The organism is Chitinophaga horti (genome assembly GCF_022867795.2).
Lineage (GTDB): Bacteria > Bacteroidota > Bacteroidia > Chitinophagales > Chitinophagaceae > Chitinophaga > Chitinophaga horti.
In genome coordinates this window covers 3,919,422-3,940,524 of record NZ_CP107006.1, presented here as the reverse complement: position 1 = coordinate 3,940,524, position 21,103 = coordinate 3,919,422, and the positions used below count along the sequence as shown (strand labels likewise).

Below are 21,103 nucleotides of genomic sequence, written 5' to 3'. Positions count from 1 at the left end.
TTTTGTGACTCGATACATCAAGTCATTTAAAACGCTTTACATCGTGCTTCAAAACGTCGCTCTTGATCAATTGCTACTGCTGGACATAGAAACCGCACCTTCGGTGGCTGGTTTTGATCACCTCCCGGAAGAGATGAAAGCGCTCTGGAGTGAGAAGATTACAAAAACTTTGCCAGATTCCGGAATTGGACCTGAAAGCTATGCTGACAGGGCCGCTATCTATGCAGAATTTGGGAAAATCGTCTGTATTTCTGTTGGCTTTTTCTATATTGAAAACGGCGTGCATCACCTGCGGATTAAATCGTTTTTCAATGATGATGAAACAGTTGTGCTCACCGAGTTTCTCGACCTCATCACTAAATTCGCTGCAAAATATCAAAGATTTCTGTTATGTGGGCATAATATAAAGGAATTTGATATTCCCTATATTTGCCGCCGCGCGCTCATTAACGGTATGGGCTTACCTGCAGCCTTGCAGATCAATAACTTTAAGCCCTGGGAACTACCGGTGTTAGATACCATGCAGCTTTGGCGGTTCGGCGACTTCCGTAACTATACCTCGCTTAAACTGCTGGCCGCCGTCATGGGCATTCCAACGCCCAAGGATGATATAGACGGCAGCATGGTAGGGCATGTTTACTGGCAGGAACGCGACCTGCCCCGCATAGCAGCCTACTGCCAGAAGGACGTACTCACCGTAGCCCAGCTGGTACTGAAGTTTAAAGGGCTGCCCATATTAAAAGAACCAGAAGTGCAATTCGTAAAATACTAAGCATGGAATACCAGGAAATTATAAAAGATTGGAAACAGAAGAAGTTCCGGCCGCTGTACTGGCTGGAAGGGGAAGAAGAGTTTTTTATAGACCAGGTGGTAAACTATGCCGAACACCAGCTGCTCGACGAGGCCGAAAAAGGTTTTAACCTCACCGTGTTATACGGTAAGGATACCGATTGGGCCAGCGTGATCAATAACTGTCGTCGTTATCCCATGTTTGCCGAAAGGCAGGTAGTGATCCTGAAAGAAGCACAAGCCATGCGCGACCTGCTGAAACTGGAACCTTATATTGACCAGCCGCTCGCATCCACCATCTTCGTCGTAGCGCATAAACAGGGTAAAATAGACGGCCGCTCCAAAATGGCCAAACTGATCAAGGAGAAAGGAGTTTTATTGTCTACCAAAAAGATGTACGATAACCAGCTGCCCGCCTGGGTAGAGGCTTTCGTTCACAGCAAAGGCCTGGCCATCACACAAAAGGCCTGCATCCTGCTGGTAGATCATATCGGCAACGACCTTTCACGCATTGCCAACGAAATAGATAAACTGTTGGTGAACCTGCCCGCCGGCAAAAAAATCGATGAAGGCGATATTGAAAAGTATGTGGGCATCAGCAAAGAGTACAATGTATTCGAACTGCAAAACGCCGTAGGGCAAAAGGATATGGGTAAGGTGATGCGTATCGTACGTTACTTCGCTGCCAATCCGAAGGCCTCGCCTATACAGATGACAATTCCCGCTTTATATAATTACTTCGCAAAAATCAACCTGGTATTTGGTGTGAAGGGAGGGGAGAAAGAAATCGCTTCCGCACTGGGCGTGCATCCTTTCTTCGTAAAAGACTATATAGCAGCTGCGCAAAAGTACGGCGCCGCCGATGCAGAAAGAGCCATCCTGCTACTGCAGCAGTACAACCTGCGCAGCATTGGCATCAATGACAGTGGGGTAGAAGATGGTGAATTAATGAAGGAAATGCTGTTCCGCATCATGACGCGCTAGGCCAGTATCTCGCGCGCCTTCGCGGTATCGCGATGCATCTGTTCAACAAGATCTTCGATCTTATCAAACTTCATATCGGCCCGCAGGTATTCGATAAACTGTACGTTGATCGGCTGCCCGTAAATCTCCTGGTCAAAATCAAAAATATATACTTCGATGCGTAACTCGCGGCCGTTGAACGTAGGGCGCGTACCGATGTTGAGCGCCCCGTTAAAGGAGCCGGAAGCCAGTGTCACTTTTACGGCATATACGCCTTGTGCAGGTACCAGTTTACGGCTGTCGTTCAATGCAATATTGGCCGTAGGGAAACCCAGTTTACGCCCCATCTTATCGCCATGCACCACTGTTCCGTTCACGAAGTAGGGATAACCCAGCAGCTCGTTCGCCAGCAATACATTGCCATCTTTTAAACTGTTACGGATCTTCGTGCTGCTCACGGTCAGGTCATGCACCACCTGCTGCGGAATTTCCAGCAGCTCGAACCCGAATTTATGCTGCTCGGCCTCTAGCAACGCCAGTCCACCCTCGCGGTTATGCCCGAAACGATGATCGTACCCGATAATGATCGTATGCGGATTAAATCTTTTGATCAGAAATTCTTCCAGGTATTCGGTCGCCGATAATTGGGAAAAGGCTTTTGTGAAGGGCACCACGACGAGGTGATCGATGCCTTGCAGGTCGAGCAGTTGGATCTTTTCTTCCAGCGTCGTAAGCAGGTGTACCGGTGCTTTATCGGGTGCCAGTACTTCGCGGGGATGTGGGTCGAAGGTAACGATCACCTTTTCTCCATGGCAGGCCGTGGCCGCCTGTTCCAGCTGTTGCAGGATGTGGCGGTGCCCCTGGTGTACGCCGTCGAAAGTACCAATGGTAATTACTGCATGGCGAAATTGCGGAAGTTGCTCTAAGTCTCTGTGAACCTGCATAAATAGTTAATCGTAACGTCAAATGCCGTGCAAATCTAAACGTTTTGCGGTTAAAATCGTTTACTTTTGCAGTTCCTGCCAGGGCAAGGAGCCAGGGCAGTCAAACGCAATCAAGATAAAAGTGGACCAGAACCTTTACGCCAAACGCGGTGTTTCAGCCGGAAAGGAAGATGTGCACAACGCCATCAAAAACATCGATAAGGGATTATTCCCTAAAGCTTTCTGTAAAATAGTGCCCGATATTCTCGGCGGCGATCCTGAGTGGTGCAACATCATGCACGCCGACGGAGCCGGCACCAAGTCTTCCCTCGCTTACATCTACTGGAAAGAAACCGGCGACATCAGCGTATGGAAAGGCATTGCGCAAGACGCGATTATCATGAACACCGACGATCTCCTTTGTGTGGGCGCTACAGATAACATCCTGCTTTCGTCTACCATCGGTCGTAATAAAAATCTCATCCCCGGCGACGTGATCGCTGCGATCATCAACAGTACGGAAGAAATTCTCGAAGAACTTCGTTCACACGGCATCGGCATTCATTCCACCGGCGGCGAAACGGCGGATGTAGGCGACCTCGTTCGCACCATCATCGTCGATTCGACGGTTACCTGCCGCATGAAACGTTCCGATGTAATCTCCAATCACACCATCCAGGCTGGGGACGTGGTAGTTGGATTATCGTCCAGCGGCCAGGCCAGCTACGAAAAGGAATACAATGGCGGTATGGGCAGCAACGGACTTACCAGTGCCCGTCACGATGTGTTTAACAAAACCATCGCCGGCAAATACCCCGAAAGCTTCGACCCGGGCATCCCTTCAGAAGTGGTGTTCAGCGGCAGCAAAAACCTGACGGACAATATCGACATCCCTGGTTTTGGCGCGATGCATGCCGGTAAACTGGTGCTGTCGCCCACGCGTACATATGCGCCGGTGATCAAGAAAATACTGGAGGCTTACCGCTCGCAGGTACACGGCATGGTGCATTGCAGCGGCGGCGCCCAAACAAAAGTGCTGCACTTTATCGATCAGCTGCATGTCATCAAAGACAACCTGTTCACAGCACCACCGTTGTTCCGCCTCATCCAGGAACAATCCGGCACCTCCTGGAAAGAAATGTACCAGGTATTCAACATGGGCCACCGCATGGAACTGTACGTTCCCGAAAACATTGCCGCCGACATTATCGCCATCTCCAAAAGCTTTAACATCGACGCACAAGTGGTGGGTCGCGTAACCGACAGTCCCGCCAAAAAAGTAACCGTAAAAAGTGAGTTCGGCGAGTTCGTATACGAATAGCTGATTGCCCATATACTTCGAAGCCCCGGCATGACCGGGGCTTTTTTTATGTAACCATCTTTAGCACTACTATCCGGCCCCCGTTGTGTCACTCCCTTCAACGGCATTTCCGCTACTCAAGCCAGTTAAAATACTATCACCTCTCCGCCATCGCTTTGGCGTCACTTTCTTTCTTCCCTAAACATCCTCCCAGGTGAGAAGCCGTATCCTTGCTGGCTCCTAGGTTCATCCTAGGTTTATCCTTCGTTGATCTTTTGTTCGTCCTAGGTTCGCGAAGCTAGGTTGAACCTAGGTTGAACGTAGGTTGAACCTAAGATGAACCTAGGTTGAAGCTAGGATGTAGCTACTTTCCAGCAACGATGTTGATAGGATATTGCCATTAAAAAAGCCCCGGCAGCGAGCCGGGGCTTTCCAATAATTATATAACAAGCATTACGATTGAAGTGTAAACCTGATCGGTAAGTTGTATTGCACTTTTACTTTTTTGCCGTCTTCTTCGCCGGGTGTCCAGTTGGGCATCGTTTTTACTACACGGATCGCTTCTTCATCCAGACCATAACCTTTTCTGGCCCCAACGATCGCGACATCGGACAGGCTGCCGTCTTTGTTTACAACAAACGTAACAAAAACAGTACCCTGCTGGCCGTTTTCAGTCGCTTTGTGCGGGTAACGGACGTTCTTTGACAGGTATTTTTCCAGTTCTTTGATGCCGCCCGGGAAGTTTGGAGGTGTTTCAACAAAAGTGAAAACGCCCTCCATATCAGGTGATTTCATACGGCTGGTCTCTTTCTTGGCGGAAGGAGGAGGGGGAGGCGCCTGTTTTTTGCTGCCTTTGTCGATCGTGAAACGGATAGGCAGTGCAAACCGTACCGATACATTTTGTCCATTCTGTTTACCGGGCTTCCATTTGGGCATGGCCTTCGTAACACGCAGTGCCTCTTCTTCCAGTCCGCCACCGCGGGCTTTGCCTACGGTGTTAGCATCGGTAATGTTACCTTCGTCATCTACCACGAAACTGATATATACCGTGCCTTCGATGTTAGCTTTTAATGCTGCCTGCGGGTAGCGGATGTTGCGGGAAAGATATTTCATCAGTTCCGCATCGCCGCCAACGAACGCCGGGGCCTGCTCTACATAGGTAAACACTTCCTTATTCTTGCGTACCGGTTCCTGAGGTGCGGGCGTCGCTTCATCAGCAGGATCGCCGTAGGCGACCACCACCACTTCTTTCATTTCCTTGTTATCACGCTCCAGCTGTATCAACAGGTTCCTGCCACCTTGATTAATGGCTACTTCGCGGGTTACAAACCCTACCGACGATACCACGATCGTAGCCTGCTCAGGCAGCTCGTCCAGCGCAAAGCTGCCGTCCGCATCGCTGATGGTGCCGTTCTGCGTGCCTTTGATGAGGATGGTGGCATTTTTTACGGGCGTGCCGGATTTGGAGGTCACTACGCCTTCCAGGCGGAAGGTGGGCGCTGCAACAGCTTCTACTGGTGCAATCACAACAGCCGTAGAGGAAAACGCGGGTTCAACAGGCATTTCTGCAGGAGCCGGAGCGGGCGTTGCTGCCGGTGTTGTAGTCGGCGTAAGGGCCGCTTTCAGGTCTGCAATGTCGGTCGGGTCAATTACAAATGACAGTGATGCAAAGATCACGGCGCCCAGCGGCAGGATCATCACCCTCCGCAAGTAGCTGAACTTGGGTTGTTTGGATTGGGTAAGCATAATAATACGTCTTTTGATGGGTGGATGGAAAAAGTTATTCGTGAGGGTGAACTGGGTATTACCCAGCGCCATTTGAAGAATGGTGCGTGCATAGGCTGCCACTTCACCATTGGCGGCAGCTTTCTTATCTGCAATAAATTCGTGTATCAGCGCCAGCTCCCGTTTAGCCAGGTGAAAGAAAGGATTCACCCAGCACAGGGCTGTTATGATTTCCAGTAGCAGCTTGTCAACGCTATGCCTTTCGGTCAGGTGTGCCAGCTCGTGTTGCAGTATCTGCTGCCCTTCCGGACTTTCGAGGCTGGTTTCCCGGTTCCAGAAAATGTACCGGAAAAACGAAAACGGCGACATCACCTTTTCCGACACCACGAACCAGTAAGGCTTTACATACTGCACCGGGTTGTTACGTACGATCGAAAAAATCTTCATACAACTGTAGGCAATACGTGCCAGCAGCACCATGATCACTAGCAGGTAGGCAAAACTGCTCCATTGGAAGTAATCGACCTCTTTAGTGGCCGGCAGTACGGTCTCGCGGAATGTGACCAGCTGCGAAGTATAAGTATACACCGTCGAGTCCGACTCCGCCGCCAGCATCGGCAAGGGGATCTTCAGCAAAGGAATAACCAGGGAAAGGAGGGTAGAAAACAACAGGTAGTAGCGGTTCCATTGGTGGAATTTATTGTTCCGCAGCGCCACGTAATAATAACCGTACAGCACACCGGAACACACGATCACCTTTAAGAGATAAGCTATAAAGGGCGTCATAACGTTTTATTTTTTAGTGTCCTTGATCTGTTCCAGCAGGTGTTCGAGCTCACTTACGCTCAAATCTTTTTCCTTTACGAAGAACGATACCATGTTGGCGAAAGAGCCCTCGAAGTATCCCTTCACAAAGGTTTTCATGGTTTTGCTGCTGTACTCATCTTTCGAAACCAGCGAAAAGTATTGGTGCGACTTTCCATATGCCTTGTAGTCGGCAAAGCCCTTTTCCACCAAAATCTTGATCAATGTGGATACGGTGTTGTAATGCGGCTTGGGTTCGGGCAGTTCGTCGATGATGTCTTTCACGAACGAGGGGCCCAGCTTCCATAGCGCCTGCATGATCTGTTCCTCGGCTTTTGTCAGTGTTTTCATGTTGCTCACGTTTTGTTTGTTCCTGTTAAAACAAATATAGAACTATAAAATTAGTTTACAAACTTAATTTTTAGTTGTAAAAATCCTGGGGTGATACAAATACTTATTTTTTAATTGGTTATTTTTGTTGCACTAAACCCAATATTAAAGGCGATGATGGCAGATCAACCCATAGTACAACTGACGAACGTGAACATATATCAGGGTAACTCCCTGATCCTTTCCGACGTGAACATTACGATCAACAGGGGCGAATTTGTATACCTGATCGGCAAAACCGGTACGGGTAAGAGCAGTTTGTTGAAAACGTTGTATGGCGACCTGTCACTCCGCGAAGGCGCTGGCCAGGTAGTGGGTTTCGATCTGAAAAAGATGGACTGGAAGAAGGTGCCTTACCTGCGCCGTAACCTGGGCGTGGTATTCCAGGACTTTCAGCTGCTGACCGACCGTAACGTGCATGACAACCTGAAATTTGCGTTAAAGGCTACCGGCTGGCAGGACCAGAAACAGATGGAAGATAAGATTAACGACGTATTGGATAAAGTAGGCCTTAAAACCAAGGGTTTCAAAATGCCTTATGAGTTGTCGGGCGGCGAGCAGCAGCGTGTGGACATAGCACGGGCGCTGTTAAACTCTCCAAAACTGATATTGGCGGATGAGCCTACGGGTAACCTCGACCCGGAGACTTCCGACGGTATTATGCAGCTGTTGTTCCGTATTTGTCGCGAGGATGGCACTGCCCTGGTAATGGCTACGCATGACTATATCGTGCTCCAGAAGTTCCCTTCCCGTGTGCTGCGCACCGAAAACGGGCAGGTGATCGATAATGCGGCCGTTAATTTCGCATAATCAATTACTTATATTATTAAAACGCTGGTCGGCTGTTTTTTGTGGTGGGTATCAGGAAGAAAGTTCCCGTTTCTTTTGGAAATTTGGAACTTGGAATTTATCTTCTTACCTTTGCACCGGAAAAATAGCGACTAAAAAAATTATTATTTATTTAAGATGTCTTACTTAACTGTAGAAAAGAAAGCTAACATTTTTAAAGAATTTGGTGGTAGCGAGAAAAATACCGGTTCTGTAGAAGCGCAAATCGCGTTGCTGACAGAGCGTATCAATAGCATTTCACTTCACCTGAAATCAAACAAAAAAGATTTCTCCACGCACCGCGGACTGATGAAAATGGTAGGTCAAAGAAAGCGTTTGCTCTCTTACCTGTCTAAAACCAACCTCACTGGCTATCGTGCCCTGATCGAGAAGTTAGGTATCAGAAAGTAATCTGGATCTTATTATAGCGCTATTCCCAACTAATTAACAGTTGGGAATAGTTTTTTTGTATGTGTACCTTTTAACTCTCTTCTTTTATGAATCTCACACCTACTTCGGTTAAATTTGACATAGGTGATGGTCGTATTGTGACCATTGAAACGGGCAAACTGGCCCGTCAAGCCGATGGTGCGGTAACGGTTCGCCTCGGGAATGCAATTCTGCTGGCGACGGTGGTGGCTTCCAAAGAGCCTAAGCCCGGCCAATCATTCTTTCCCCTGACAGTGGACTATAATGAGAAGTTTGCCTCCGCGGGCCGTATTCCTGGCTCATTCTTTAAACGCGAAGGCCGCCTTTCCGATTATGAAGTACTGATCTCCCGTTTGATCGACCGCGCACTGCGCCCCCTGTTCCCCGACGATTATCTCTGCGAAGTGCAGGTACTGGTAACCCTCGTATCTTCTGATAATGAAGTAATGCCTGATGCACTGGCCTGTCTGGCTGCATCTGCTGCACTTGCCGTTTCTGACGTGCCCATCCAGGAAATCATTTCCGAAGTAAGGGTAGCACGCATCGACGGTCAATATGTAATCAACCCTAACCGTACTGATCTCGCTCGTGCCGATATGGACTTCATCATTGGCGCCACCGAAAAGAATATCATGATGGTGGAAGGCGAAAGCAAGGAATGTAGCGAAGAAGATATGATCGGCGCTATTGAAGCTGCTCACGCCGCTATCCGTGTACAGGTGAAAGCACAGGAAGAGCTGCGCGCTCTTATCAACGCCGGCCCTAAACGCGAATACACCAAACCATATAGCAACGAGGAACTGAACGCTAAGATCACTGGTTTTGCGAAAGATAAAATCCTCACCGTTGCCAAATCCGCCCTCAGCAAACACGAACGCAGCGATGCATTCTCCGCTATCGGCAAAGAACTGGTGGAATTCCTGGGCGAAGAACTGCCTGACGAAGACAAACCACTGGTAGGTAAATACCTGCACGACCTCGAGAAGGAAGTAATCCGTAACATGATCCTGGACCAGAAAGTACGCCTCGATGGCCGTGCCCTTGACCAGGTGCGCCCACTGGCCATGGAAACTGATTACCTTCCCAGCCCGCACGGTTCCGCGCTGTTTACCCGTGGCGAAACGCAATCCCTCACCACCGTTACTTTGGGTACGCCTGAAGACGAGCTGCTGATCGAAAGCGCCGCTACATCTAACTATGTGAAGTTCATCCTGCACTATAACTTCCCTCCATTCTCTACCGGTGAAGTGAAACCAATGCGTGGCCCTGGCCGTCGCGAGGTAGGTCACGGTAACCTGGCGATGCGTTCCCTCCGGATCATGATGCCAGGCGCTGACTATGCTTATACTGTAAGGGTGGTATCCGACATCCTCGAGTCTAACGGTTCGTCTTCTATGGCTACCGTATGTGCCGGTTCACTGGCACTGATGGACGCAGGTGTTCCTTTACCAAAACACGTATCCGGTGTGGCAATGGGCCTCATCTCCCGTTCTACCGACGGTGCATGGGCAGTACTGACCGACATCCTTGGTGATGAAGATCACCTGGGTGACATGGACTTTAAAGTGACCGGTACACGCGACGGTATCTGCGGTATCCAGATGGATATTAAAGTAGATGGCCTTAGCATGGACGTGATGCGCTCGGCGCTGGAGCAGGCCCGTAAAGGTCGTCTGCACATCCTCGATGCCATGTACGAAGCACAACCTGCTTTCCGTCCTGAACCTAAACCACAGGCTCCACGCATGGAGAAACTGATCATCGATCGCGAGTACATCGGCGCCGTTATCGGACCCGGTGGTAAAGTGATCCAGGAGATCCAGCGCGAAACCGGTACCACTATCAACATCGAAGAAGTGGGTGAAAAAGGTGAAGTAAGCATCTTCTCTACGCAGAAAGAAAATCTCGATAAAGCCCTCACCTGGATCAAAGGCATCGTTGCCGTTCCTGAAGTGGGTGAAGTATACGAATCTACTGTTAAGTCTATCATGCCTTACGGTGCGTTCGTAGAGTTCCTGCCTGGCAAACAAGGCTTGCTGCACATCTCCGAAGTTTCCTGGAAACGCCTCGAAACAATGGAAGGTGTACTGTCTGAAGGTGAAAAAGTGAAGGTGAAACTCACCGGCACCGATCCTAAAACAGGCAAGTTCAAACTGAGCCGCAGAGTGCTGATGCCGAAACCAGAAGGTTATGTTGAACGCGAAGAGCGCGAAGACCGTGGCGAACGCGGTGATCGTGGCGACCGCGGCGACCGTGGCCCAAGGAGAGACGACCGTGGTGATCGCGGCCCGAGAAGAGATGATCGTGGCCCGAGAAGAGACGACCGCGGCGGTGATCGTGGTGGCGATCGCGGACCTCGCAATGGCCAGGAAGGTCAGCCGATGAAATTCGACGACCAGGAATAGTCATAACGTTATCCAAAAATAGCAAAAGGGCCGGCTGCAAAGCTGGCCCTTTTGTATTTGGAGGAGGTGCCAAAAAAGAAGGACCGGCAAAAGCCAGCCCCTCCCTTAATCTAAATTATACTATGGCAACTAGTACCCTGGATTGATCCCAAACAGCAGGTAGCCCACCGGTATCACAAAAACACTCGCACCAGGTATTACGGGCCCAAGAACGGTCGCCAAAGCAATGATGATCATGCTCATAAGTTCATGTTTTGATCTGCTGTAAGTTAGTTGAATTTCATCATCGTTTGCCCGCGAAATGCTCCAGGAAGTATTCGCTCTCCCGCCAGATGATCTTACCATTCGCCAGTTTGAACACCCGGAAGGTTTGCCCCTCAATATCTTCATAAAACACCTGGTAGTTGGCGACAGGCAGCTTGCCTTTCTCCGTTACCTTCACCCGGCCGTACTCGAGCAGGTCGGGCAGCATTTCATCCAGGTAGGGGAGAAGGATGCCATCGTCTTCACTCCAGAATAACGAGAAACGATCCACATTATAATTAAGCTGGTTGCCACGGGAGGTGTTCCAGAACTTGCTGACAAGGTTGTAATGCGTACGCACCTCCTCCGGCTTCAGGGGATTGAACTGAATATTGCGGTATGCGGTATGCTGAAACTTGCGCTCCTTTAGTACGGAGTCCAGCGTTTTCAGGTAGAAGTCCACATCTTCTTTGAGAATGGTAAGTACCGCGTTGCGGGTAACGTACGTAAGGGTATCGGCCGATTCCTGCGGCTCGATCTTGATCACGCGTTGCGCGGATAAGCCGGAATAGCATAAAATGCCCAGGCAGAGCGTCATGAGCTTTTTCATAGGATAAGGTTATTTTTACAGATTCAAATATAATCATATGTATTTATATGTGTGAGTTTTCCGGTAAGTAAAATTTCGAGGTTAATTTAGTATTGATAAAGAGCTCTTTACAACTCGTTAAACATATGAATAAACTTCACATACTTGATAGCTTTATATAAAGTGTTATATTTGCATGAATTATGTCGCACATTGCAATAACCATATCCTTGCCGGACGAGCTGAAGGACATTTTGATCGCACAATTGGCAGATGCAGAATATGAAGGGTTCGAGGAAACGCACGAGCAACTGGTAGCTTATATACCGGAAGGACTGTTCGATGAGCAGGCATTAAATGCCGTACTGGCACCACACTTACTGAAATACACGAAAGAATCGATCGCCAACACCAACTGGAACGCCGTATGGGAGAGTAATTTCGAACCCGTACAGGTGGAAGGTTTTTGCGGCATCCGTGCGGATTTTCACGCACCGATGGGGCAAAGCGTTCAGCATGAGATCGTTATTACACCTAAGATGTCGTTTGGTACGGGCCACCACGCCACCACCTATTCGATGATCAAGTTGATGCAAGATATTGATTTTCAAGGTAAAATTGTCTTCGACTTTGGAACGGGCACGGGCATACTGGCGATACTGGCAGAGAAATTGGGAGCTGTAAAAGCAGATGCAATAGACATAGATGAATGGGCGGTGAACAACTCTATCGAGAACGTAGCAGCTAATGAAAGTACTAAAGTAGCCGTTTGGCAGGCCGACAGCCTGGAGGCGATTAATGGCCCCTACGACATTGTACTGGCGAATATCAATCGTAACATATTACTGCGCTTTATGCAGGATATGCGGCGGTTATTACCACAGGATGGCATTTTATTATTGAGCGGATTTTTAACGGAAGACGAGGCGGTTATTACAAAATCAGCACTGGATAATGGGTTTGAATTTGAGCGTAAAGCACAGATAGAGAACTGGTTAGCTATGCAATTTAAAGTGAAAAATAATTGATATTGATTATTTGATATGTTTAATGTCTTGATTGATTATTGATTATATTAAAAAATTCTTTACTTTTCACTTCTTTTTAACAAGTAATTTACTATCTTAGCACTCTAACTTATTGTTGATGACAGAATTATTGCTTTTAATATGTGCCTACCTCATAGGCTCCATCGCTACTGCCGTTTGGGTAAGTAAGGGAGTTTTCGGTATCGACATCCGTGAACACGGAAGCGGTAATGCCGGCGCCACCAACACTTTCCGTGTACTTGGCCCTAAAGCCGGTACTTTTGTAATGGTCGTTGACATGTTGAAAGGCATCCTCGCCATTAAACTTTCCCTGCTGATTCCTTACTATCAAAACCCGGATAATCTTACACAACTGGTAAACCTGCAGATCGGTTTAGGTCTGGCTGCGGTATTAGGTCACGTTTTCCCGATATGGGCAGGCTTCCGTGGTGGTAAAGGTATTGCAACGCTGTTTGGCATGGTGCTGGCTATCCAGCCCTGGGTGGCGTTGCTGTGTGTAGCGGTGTTTCTTTTGATCCTGTTTCTTACCAGGTACGTATCCCTTAGCTCCATCATTGCGAGCATTGCGTTTCCTGTTTTGATCCTTTTCATCTTTAAAGAAGAGGAATTATACTACCGCATATTTGCGATTGCTGTGGCATTGATGGTGGTGCTTACTCACCAGAAGAACATTGCCAGGCTGATCACCGGTACGGAAAGTAAAGTACCGCTGTTCAAAAACCGCAGGGGCTTACGCCGCCGCCGCGACGAAGAATAATCTCACTTACATACGGGCAAAAGGTTTGGCATAAATTGTGCATCTCTTTTGAAAAGAATTGAATTAATCCAACATACCTGTGTTGGATTAATTTATTTTTGCACGAACCTTATGATCTATAAACTATTATCAATGAAAAAAGCAGCACTGTTACTGATAGCGGGAGCAGGACTTTTATCAGCATGTAACCGGGTACCCATCACCGGCAGAAGGCAGTTAAACCTCATCCCGGAGGCCACCATGCAAAGCATGGCACTTACTGAATACCAAACCTTTCTTTCCCAGAACAAAACCGTTGCAACGTCTGTTAGCAAAGACGCTGAAATGGTACAACGCGTAGGCAAACGTATAGCCGCCGCAGTTACTACGTACCTCACCCAGAATGGTCAGGGTAACGAAGTAGCAGGTTACAAATGGGAGTTCAACCTCGTGCAGGACGACCAGGTGAATGCATGGTGTATGCCGGGTGGTAAAGTAGTAGTGTATACAGGCCTGTTGCCTGTTACCAAAAATGAAACGGCACTGGCATGTGTTATGGGCCATGAGATCGCGCATGCGATTGCCCGCCACGGTAACGAACGTATGAGCCAGGGCATGGTAGCACAAGGCATCCAGGTAGCTGGTTCCGTTGCGCTGAGCAAAAACGTACAGGCGCAGAACATCTTTTTACAGGCATTCAACATTGGTGGTCCGTTAGGGCTTAATGCTTATTCCCGCCAGAACGAGCTGGAAGCGGATGGTTTAGGCCTGATTTTCATGGCGCTGGCAGGTTACAACCCTAATGAAGCCGTAGGCTTCTGGCAGCGTATGGCCGCAGCATCAGGCGGTAACAAGCCACCAGAGATCCTGAGCACGCACCCGAGCGATGACAGACGTATTTCGGAAATTAAACGCCTGTTACCAGAGGCGATGAAATATTATAAGCCGCAGAGTTAAGTGATGCGGTTGAAGTGAGTGACACAACGGCGGCTGGGGAAAATACCCGAAGCTGGTCACAAAATTAAAAGAGGGAACATGTAGCGAACATGTTCCCTCTTTTTTATGCAGATAAGGCTGTTTTTAAGGCTGTACGATTTGCGCCAGGTTCAGGAGTTCGTCGTGGCGATACTGGTCTTTATCGTTCTGAAAACACTTGCCAAGCTCCTCCAGCAAAAACTGGATGATACGTTTGTTCGACTGCGGCCTGTAATAGGAGGGCAGTGGTTGAACAGCTACGCGGCGGAAGTACGTTTCCACGTCTTGTTGTGTATAGATCTGCCCCTGTATGGGATCGATGAAGAACAAGATGCGGAAGTCGTCGTTCTCAGGGCCGGAGAAGTCGTAGAAGCTGTCGTAATACGCCAGGATAAACTGCCTGGGAATATTAACCGCATATACCGGCAGGTCCAGCATGGCGCAAAGGCTTTGATAGATAATACCGTTCGTAACGGGATTACCCTTTTTGCCTTCGATCACCTGGTTAATAAAGAACTGGTTCTTACGCTGGTAAGATATTTCCTCGCCTTTAAGCCCGAAGTAGTTATAGATCATGCTGTTCAACACATTGATCTGCTCCAGCGGGGTGAGGTAGTTATTAAGTTCGAGCCAGATGTTCCTTTTGATACGTTCGATTTCTGCCACGATAGGTGCAGGGCTCAGGTCCGGGAACTGGTAACGGGCGGCTAATATCGCACCTTTCATCAGGTCGGGCGTTTCGCTGTTAGACCAGTCGGTGAGTGCTTCCTGCAGGTCCATATAATGAACGCGGTGGATCAGCATTTCTATCCTTTCCTGGATGCCTTCGTCGAGGGTAGTTTCCCAAAGGTGTTCCAGGTTAGGGATGATCTCCTTTCCGAACAGCAGTATCTTGCTGGCCACTGTATCATACACCTCCTGGTCGGGATCGTCCAGCAGGTGGAACAAGGCGTTTATTTCTTTCGTTTCACGCATGCGTTCGTCGTTGATATGGGTTTGGCAGCTATCAATTATTCCGATTTCTTCTTCCTGCCTGCCGCAGCTTTCTTTTTGGGTGGATTGGCCTTTACATCTTCGATAATGGCTTTGGCTTCTTCCAGGGTGATGTCTGCAGCGGCGTCGATCCTTTCTTTCGGTATCTTGAAGTTCCTCAATCCCTGTTTAATATACGGTCCGTAAGGGCCTTTCAGGATTTGTATCTTTTCTTTTTCGAATACTTTGATGGTACGTTCAGACTTAGCGGTGCGTTTCTCTACGATCAGCGGGGCTACTTCTTCCAGCTCCACGGTGTAAGGGTCCATTTCCTTTTTAAGGGAGTAGAACTGTTTGGCGTGAGAGGCGTAGGGGCCGAAGCGTCCGATATTTACGACTACATCTTCGCCTTCGAAAACGCCCAGGTTGCGTGGCAGTTTAAACAGCTCCATGGCTTCTTCCATGGTAATGGTTTCGATGCTCTGGGTGTTTTTCAGCTTCGCAAAGCGTGGCTTCTCTTCATCTTCCACGCTACCGATCTGGATCATTGGTCCAAAGCGGCCCATGCGTGCCACGATCGGTTTACCGGATTCCGCATCGGTACCTAACTGACGTTCTCCTTTCACCCTTTCCGCTTTTTCGAGCGTGTTTTCCACGTCTTTATGGAAAGGATTATAGAACTCGTTCAGCATTTTGTTCCAGACCTTCTTACCATTTGCGATGTCGTCAAACTCGCCTTCGATTTTGGCGGTAAAGCCATAGTCCATTACGGAATCGAAATACTGGTTTAAGAAGTCAGTAACTATCATGCCAAGATCGGTCGGGAAGAGTTTTGCTTTTTCGGCGCCGGTGTTTTCGGCGTCGCTCGTCTTTTCGATCTTGTCCGACTTCAATATTAAGATACGAAACTCTCTTTTAACACCTTCCTTGTCGCGCTTCTCTACGTACGAACGCTTCTGGATCGTAGTGATAGTGGGCGCGTAGGTGGATGGGCGGCCGATGCCGAGCTCCTCGAGTTTCTTTACGAGACTGGCCTCCGTGTAGCGTGGTGAAGGGCGTGTAAACCTTTCGGTCGCCTTCATTTCGCGCAGGTCCAGCACCTGTTTTACGGCCAGTGGAGGCAGCACGCCTTCCTGTTCCTCTTCTTCGTGCAGGTCCTCGTCATCGCGGTCTTCGCGGTACACTTTGAGGAAGCCATCGAACTTCAACACCTCACCGCTGGCAGTCAGCTCTTCATGATTGGTGCTGATATCGATCTTGGCGATTGTTTTTTCCAGTTCGGCGTCGCTCATCTGGCTGGCGATGGTACGCTTCCAGATCAGCTCATACAGGCGGCGCGTATCGCTGTCATCCACTGTATGGTTTTCCATGTAGGTGGGACGGATGGCTTCGTGCGCTTCCTGTGCGCTTTCGTTTTTATTCTTATACTTACGTGCCTGGTAGTATTTTTCGCCGTACTGGCCGTTGATCTCTTTGCTGATGTCGGCCATCGCGGTTTCAGACAGGTTTACGGAGTCGGTCCTCATATAGGAGATCTTACCGCTTTCGTACAGCTTTTGGGCGAGCAGCATTGTTTTAGATACGCTGTAGCCCAGTTTACGGCTGGCTTCCTGTTGAAGGGTAGAAGTAGTGAATGGTGCGGCCGGCGATTTTTTACCTGGTTTTACCTGGATGTCTTTCACGGAGTAACCTGCGCCAACGCATGATTCCAGGAACTTTTCCGCATCTTCCACCGTTTTATAACGGGCACCCTCGGCCTTAAACGTTACGCTTTTGCCGGAAATATCTTTTGCACTAAAGAAGGCTTCTAGTTTAAAGCTGCTGGTGGTGGAGAAGGCGTTGATCTCTCTTTCGCGCTCCACGATCAGTCGAACGGCTACGGATTGTACACGGCCTGCGGAGAGCGAATTACGCATGCTCATCTTTCTCCAAAGCACCGGCGACAGTTCAAAACCTACGATCCTGTCGAGGATACGGCGGGCCTGCTGGGCGTTTACAAGGTTCATATCGAGCAGGCGGGGCTGGTTCACCGCTTTCTCGATGGCCGGTTTGGTAATTTCATGGAACACAATACGTTTGGTCGTGTCCGGGTCCAGGCCCAACACCTCGGCCAGGTGCCAGGAAATAGCTTCCCCTTCACGGTCCTCATCCGTTGCTAACCACACCTCGTCGGCGTCTTTGGCCATCTTTTTCAGGTCCTTTACCACTTTCTCCTTCTCCTCCGGGATGATGTATTTGGGTTTGAAATTATTTTTGATATCAATACCCATATCATCCTTCTCCAGGTCGCGAATGTGACCGAAGCAGGAGGTAACTTCGAAGTCCTTACCCAGTATCTTTTCGATAGTCTTAGCCTTCGCCGGGGACTCTACTATAACCAGATTTTTTGCCATGAAACGCCAGCTTTATTATAATATAATACGGAAAATATCGTAAAAAGATACACATCCGGATTTTGCAAGTATATAAAAGTAGGCTGATATAAAAAATAGGGGCGAAATCCCAAAGGGTTGTAAATTGGACGCGTATCTGTGGTTAAGCCCGCTCCATGGCTCCGCCCGGGCGGATGGGTAGCCAAGCATAATATTTTAAAATACAAGCCAGATGGATATAGTTATTATCGGTTCCGGGAATGTAGCGCACTGTTTTGGCACCCAGCTAAAGCTGCACGGCCATTCCGTAAAACAGGTGATCAGCCGCAAAAAGGAACATGCCGCCGAACTGGCCGGTGTGCTCGGTGCCAGTCACGCTGCCGACCTGCTAGATATAAATATGGAGGCAGACGTGTACCTGCTGGCGGTGAGCGATGCCGTATTACCCGAACTGAACGATCAGCTACGCCTCGGCCGGCGCATCGTGGCGCATACTGCCGGCGCTGTTCCACTCGCAGCGATCAATAAGATATCTACCGCCACCGGGGTGATTTACCCCCTGCAATCCATCCGCAAGGAAAATAAAAGTTACCCGGTTATACCATTATTAATAGAGGCCGCGGCCGACGATGTACTGCGCCGCCTGCAATCCCTGGCCCAGAGCATTTCGGGCAACATCACCGTGATGGACTCTGAACAGCGGCTGCAAATGCACCTGGCCGCCGTGTTCGCCAACAACTTCACCAACCACCTGGTGGCCCTGGCGAAGTCCTTCTGTGAAAAGGAACAACTCGATTTCCAGTTACTGCAGCCCCTCATTGCCGAAACCTTCGCCCGGCTCGAGAAGTTTGCGCCAGAGCAGGTACAAACCGGCCCGGCCCTGCGGAACGATCAATCTACGATGGACTTACACCTGGCCCAGCTGTCGAGATACCCGGAAATGCAGCGCATTTACCCGGTGCTGTCGGAGAGCATCTATAACTTTCACCGGCTAATCTCTGCCAAATAACTATTTTTGCGCACTCAGAACTGTAGCGCAATGAACGTACTGGAACTTTTCAAGCCTGTTAGAACTTTTGTATTTGATGTGGATGGCGTGCTGACCGATGGCACCGTGCAACTGCTGCCCGGCGGTGAACTGTCCCGTAAAATGAACATTAAAGATGGTTACGCCCTGCAACTGGCTGTGAAGATGGGCTACCGTGTAGTGATCATCTCCGGCGGCAAGTCAGAAAGTGTGATCAGCAGGCTACAGGGGCTGGGTATCAAAGATATCTACACCGGCGTGTACGATAAAAAAGAGCAGCTGGAAGAGTATGCCCTGCTGCACGACCTTCGCTGGGAGGAAATGATGTTCATGGGGGACGATATTCCGGACTATAAGCCGATGAAGCTGGTCGGACTGGCCGCCTGTCCCGCCGACGCCTGCCCGGAAATCAAGAGCATATCCCGCTATATTTCCCCGCTCAACGGCGGCCATGGCTGCGTTCGTGACGTGATTGAAAAGGTGCTGAAACTCAACGGCCACTGGATCATCGACGACTCCATCGCCTCCAAATAATTTTCCCTTACATTTGCCTGCAACCGTCGAAAACAATATGAAGCTACTGGCAGCATTTTTAAGACTGATCAGGTATCCGAACCTCATTTACATAGCGCTCACGCAATTCCTGCTGCAATACTGTGTAGTAGCCCCCGTGTTGCGTTACAATGGCAGCGAGCCTTCACTGCCCCTGCCGCACTTCATCGTACTCGTATTAAGTACCGTGATCGTGGCCGCTGCAGGTTACATCATCAACGATTACTTCGATATCAACATAGATATTGTAAACAAGCCCGACAAAATGGTGGTCGATAAGATCATCAGCCGCCGCTGGGCCATGGCCTGGCATACCATATTAAATATGACCGGCGTATCCATGGGCTTCATCCTTGCCTGGAACATCGGGCAGATTTACCTGGGCTTTGTGCAGGTACTTTCGTCGTTGTTACTTTGGTTTTATTCCACCTCGTTCAAGCGCCAGGTGCTGATCGGCAACATCGTTATCTCCTTCCTCACGGCGTTATCTGTGGTGGTGGTAGGCTTTTACGAACGTCAGATCTATGAGAGCTTCGAGGCCATCCTGTCGCCGGCAGGTCGTAAGCTGATACAGATCATCAGTGTGTACGCCTTCTTTGCTTTCATCATATCCATGGTGCGCGAAGTGGTGAAAGACCTGGAAGATATGATTGGCGACAGCAAAGACGGTTGCCGCACCATTCCTATCGTTTGGGGTGTGGAGCCGGCCAAACGTCTGTGTTATGCAATGTTACTGGCCCTGCAAGGGTTAATTATACTGGTGGAAATTCGTATTGGTGTGATAGGCTGGTATTGGGCGATCGGTTACCTGTTGTTATTCGTACAGGCGCCGGCGTTTTACATCCTGCAATTACTGCGTAAGGCGCATCTGCCGGAGCATTATCACCGCGTAAGCTCGCTGGTGAAGGTATTGATGCTTACGGGCATCTTATCCATGATCTTCTTTAAATTGTTATTGTAATGTATTCAGGAAAGCCTGTTATCCTGGCTTCCCAGTCCCCGCGTCGTAAGCAGTTACTGGAGCAGGCCGGCATACCGTTCGAGGTGAAAGTTGTGGAAACCGCTGAAACGTATCCTCCCAATCTGCCCATATCTTCTATTCCCGTGCATATCGCCCGTAAAAAGGCCGAAGCAGTACAACCGCTCTGCCACGAAGATGATATCATCATTGCGGCCGATACCGTGGTGATCTTAAACCGTACGGTCATTGGCAAGCCCAAAGATCGCGACGATGCAGTCGACATCCTCATGTCGCTGGAAGGGCAAACGCATGAAGTGATTACCGGCGTGGTGATCAAACACAAACATGGCAGCCGTGAGTTTTTCAAAATTACGGAAGTACACTTCAAGCCTTTATTGCGTTCGCAGATCGAATACTATGTAGATAATTATAAACCCTACGATAAAGCAGGCGCCTACGCCATCCAGGAGTGGATCGGTGCGGTGGGGATCGATAAGATCAACGGCTGTTTTTATAATGTGATGGGGTTACCGATCAGCAATGTGGTGGAGGAGCTGAACAGGCTGCCTTTATAACAGCGCATCAACTTCTTTCTTCAATTCTTCTTTAGTGATTTGTCCCTCTACAAATTTGCGATAACCTTTCTTAGGGTTGATGAAAATCGTGCAGGGAATACTGCCTTTCCACCGCGGGTCGATGCGGGCGGCGAAGGAGTTGGCGTTAGGTTCGTTCAGCCATACGATGGAGGAGCGTATCCTGCGGCGTTTGGCAAAGGCGGCAATATCGCGGGGATAGGCGTCGCTCATATCCAGGCTGACGAAAATGAACTTTACGGGTTTGTCTTTCAGCTCCCTTGCCTGCCGTTCAAAGTCCGGTATTTCCTGTATGCAGGGTGCACACCAGGTGGCCCAGAGGTTGAGCACATACGATGTATCGCCGGATTGCACCAGCTTTTCCAGTTCGTCTATTTTAAGGCTGGGAATCGGCCTTTGGCTAAAAGCCATGCAGGTGCATAGCAGTAAAGTAGTAGTGATCAGGCAAATTTTGCTCATGTGCGCTCGTTTAATGGTG

At 49.2% G+C, this 21,103-nt stretch carries 20 protein-coding genes; 13 read left to right on the top strand and 7 right to left on the bottom strand.

Going from position 1 to position 21,103, the window contains the following annotated elements; all coding sequences use genetic code 11:
* Positions 1 to 4: 4 nt before the first annotated feature.
* Entirely contained in the window at positions 5 to 772 is a 768-nt protein-coding gene (locus MKQ68_RS15885) for a ribonuclease H-like domain-containing protein (protein ID WP_264279976.1), read from the top strand.
* A 2-nt stretch (positions 773 to 774) separates the two neighbouring features.
* On the top strand, positions 775 to 1,773 hold the full coding sequence (holA, locus tag MKQ68_RS15880) for a DNA polymerase III subunit delta (RefSeq protein ID WP_264279975.1): 999 nt from the start codon (positions 775 to 777) through the stop codon (positions 1,771 to 1,773).
* Here the strand turns inward: holA and MKQ68_RS15875 are convergent.
* On the bottom strand, positions 1,770 to 2,696 hold the full coding sequence (locus MKQ68_RS15875) for a bifunctional riboflavin kinase/FAD synthetase (protein WP_264279974.1): 927 nt from the start codon (positions 2,694 to 2,696) through the stop codon (positions 1,770 to 1,772). The genes holA and MKQ68_RS15875 overlap by 4 nt on opposite strands.
* 121 nt (positions 2,697 to 2,817) lie before the next feature.
* Between MKQ68_RS15875 and MKQ68_RS15870 the strand changes: the two genes are divergently transcribed.
* The gene (locus MKQ68_RS15870; protein WP_264279973.1) at positions 2,818 to 3,996 is read left to right on the top strand and encodes an AIR synthase related protein; all 1,179 of its coding nucleotides are present in this window, start codon (positions 2,818 to 2,820) and stop codon (positions 3,994 to 3,996) included.
* A 432-nt stretch (positions 3,997 to 4,428) separates the two neighbouring features.
* Here MKQ68_RS15870 and MKQ68_RS15865 read toward each other — a convergent pair whose 3' ends face one another.
* Together MKQ68_RS15865 and MKQ68_RS15860 are read right to left on the bottom strand one after the other, a co-directional pair.
* Positions 4,429 to 6,486 carry a M56 family metallopeptidase gene (locus MKQ68_RS15865; protein ID WP_244840418.1) on the bottom strand — a complete coding sequence of 686 codons (2,058 nt, stop codon included), beginning with the start codon at positions 6,484 to 6,486 and terminating at the stop codon, positions 4,429 to 4,431.
* A 6-nt stretch (positions 6,487 to 6,492) separates the two neighbouring features.
* A complete protein-coding gene (locus tag MKQ68_RS15860; protein WP_244840417.1) occupies positions 6,493 to 6,855 on the bottom strand; it encodes a BlaI/MecI/CopY family transcriptional regulator in 363 nt (120 codons plus the stop codon).
* A 153-nt stretch (positions 6,856 to 7,008) separates the two neighbouring features.
* On the opposite strand from MKQ68_RS15860, the gene MKQ68_RS15855 reads away from it, so the two are divergent.
* From MKQ68_RS15855 to MKQ68_RS15845, 3 genes are all read left to right on the top strand, one after another.
* Positions 7,009 to 7,704 (top strand): cell division ATP-binding protein FtsE, encoded by a 696-nt coding sequence (locus MKQ68_RS15855; protein WP_244840416.1) that lies wholly within the window; start codon positions 7,009 to 7,011, stop codon positions 7,702 to 7,704.
* 156 nt (positions 7,705 to 7,860) lie between these two features.
* Positions 7,861 to 8,133, top strand: coding sequence for a 30S ribosomal protein S15 (gene rpsO / locus MKQ68_RS15850; protein ID WP_264279972.1), 273 nt, complete (start codon positions 7,861 to 7,863; stop codon positions 8,131 to 8,133).
* A gap of 86 nt (positions 8,134 to 8,219) precedes the next feature.
* Complete coding sequence (locus MKQ68_RS15845) at positions 8,220 to 10,556, top strand: polyribonucleotide nucleotidyltransferase (protein ID WP_264279971.1); 2,337 nt, start codon at positions 8,220 to 8,222, stop codon at positions 10,554 to 10,556.
* Positions 10,557 to 10,839: 283 nt separating this feature from the next.
* Here the strand turns inward: MKQ68_RS15845 and MKQ68_RS15840 are convergent, their stop codons facing one another.
* Positions 10,840 to 11,409: a hypothetical protein gene (locus tag MKQ68_RS15840; protein WP_264279970.1), complete on the bottom strand. Its 570-nt coding sequence runs from the start codon at positions 11,407 to 11,409 to the stop codon at positions 10,840 to 10,842.
* Positions 11,410 to 11,591: 182 nt separating this feature from the next.
* Here MKQ68_RS15840 and prmA point away from each other — a divergent pair, with 182 nt between their 5' ends.
* The 3 genes from prmA (at position 11,592) to MKQ68_RS15825 (ending at position 14,130) form a co-directional block, all read left to right on the top strand.
* The gene (gene prmA, locus MKQ68_RS15835) at positions 11,592 to 12,416 is read left to right on the top strand and encodes a 50S ribosomal protein L11 methyltransferase (RefSeq protein WP_264279969.1); all 825 of its coding nucleotides are present in this window, start codon (positions 11,592 to 11,594) and stop codon (positions 12,414 to 12,416) included.
* Between the two features lie 118 nt (positions 12,417 to 12,534).
* The gene (plsY, locus tag MKQ68_RS15830) at positions 12,535 to 13,194 is read left to right on the top strand and encodes a glycerol-3-phosphate 1-O-acyltransferase PlsY (RefSeq protein WP_264279968.1); all 660 of its coding nucleotides are present in this window, start codon (positions 12,535 to 12,537) and stop codon (positions 13,192 to 13,194) included.
* 132 nt (positions 13,195 to 13,326) lie between these two features.
* Positions 13,327 to 14,130: a M48 family metallopeptidase gene (locus MKQ68_RS15825; protein ID WP_264279967.1), complete on the top strand. Its 804-nt coding sequence runs from the start codon at positions 13,327 to 13,329 to the stop codon at positions 14,128 to 14,130.
* 123 nt (positions 14,131 to 14,253) lie between these two features.
* Here MKQ68_RS15825 and MKQ68_RS15820 read toward each other — a convergent pair whose 3' ends face one another.
* Complete coding sequence (locus MKQ68_RS15820) at positions 14,254 to 15,123, bottom strand: transglutaminase-like domain-containing protein (RefSeq protein WP_264279966.1); 870 nt, start codon at positions 15,121 to 15,123, stop codon at positions 14,254 to 14,256.
* Between the two features lie 35 nt (positions 15,124 to 15,158).
* Positions 15,159 to 17,513 carry a type I DNA topoisomerase gene (topA, locus tag MKQ68_RS15815; RefSeq protein ID WP_264279965.1) on the bottom strand — a complete coding sequence of 785 codons (2,355 nt, stop codon included), beginning with the start codon at positions 17,511 to 17,513 and terminating at the stop codon, positions 15,159 to 15,161.
* 211 nt (positions 17,514 to 17,724) lie between these two features.
* Here topA and MKQ68_RS15810 point away from each other — a divergent pair, with 211 nt between their 5' ends.
* From MKQ68_RS15810 to MKQ68_RS15795, 4 genes are read left to right on the top strand one after another with little or no spacing between them, the layout of a single operon-like run.
* Positions 17,725 to 18,501, top strand: coding sequence for a Rossmann-like and DUF2520 domain-containing protein (locus MKQ68_RS15810; protein ID WP_264279964.1), 777 nt, complete (start codon positions 17,725 to 17,727; stop codon positions 18,499 to 18,501).
* A gap of 30 nt (positions 18,502 to 18,531) precedes the next feature.
* Positions 18,532 to 19,053: a KdsC family phosphatase gene (locus MKQ68_RS15805; protein WP_264279963.1), complete on the top strand. Its 522-nt coding sequence runs from the start codon at positions 18,532 to 18,534 to the stop codon at positions 19,051 to 19,053.
* 37 nt (positions 19,054 to 19,090) lie between these two features.
* Complete coding sequence (locus tag MKQ68_RS15800; RefSeq protein ID WP_264279962.1) at positions 19,091 to 20,032, top strand: geranylgeranylglycerol-phosphate geranylgeranyltransferase; 942 nt, start codon at positions 19,091 to 19,093, stop codon at positions 20,030 to 20,032.
* Entirely contained in the window at positions 20,032 to 20,607 is a 576-nt protein-coding gene (locus tag MKQ68_RS15795) for a Maf family protein (protein ID WP_264279961.1), read from the top strand. Before MKQ68_RS15800 ends, MKQ68_RS15795 begins: the two co-directional genes overlap by 1 nt.
* Here MKQ68_RS15795 and MKQ68_RS15790 read toward each other — a convergent pair.
* Entirely contained in the window at positions 20,602 to 21,084 is a 483-nt protein-coding gene (locus MKQ68_RS15790; protein ID WP_264279960.1) for a TlpA family protein disulfide reductase, read from the bottom strand. The two genes, MKQ68_RS15795 and MKQ68_RS15790, sit on opposite strands and share 6 nt — an antisense overlap.
* Positions 21,085 to 21,103 lie beyond the last annotated feature (19 nt).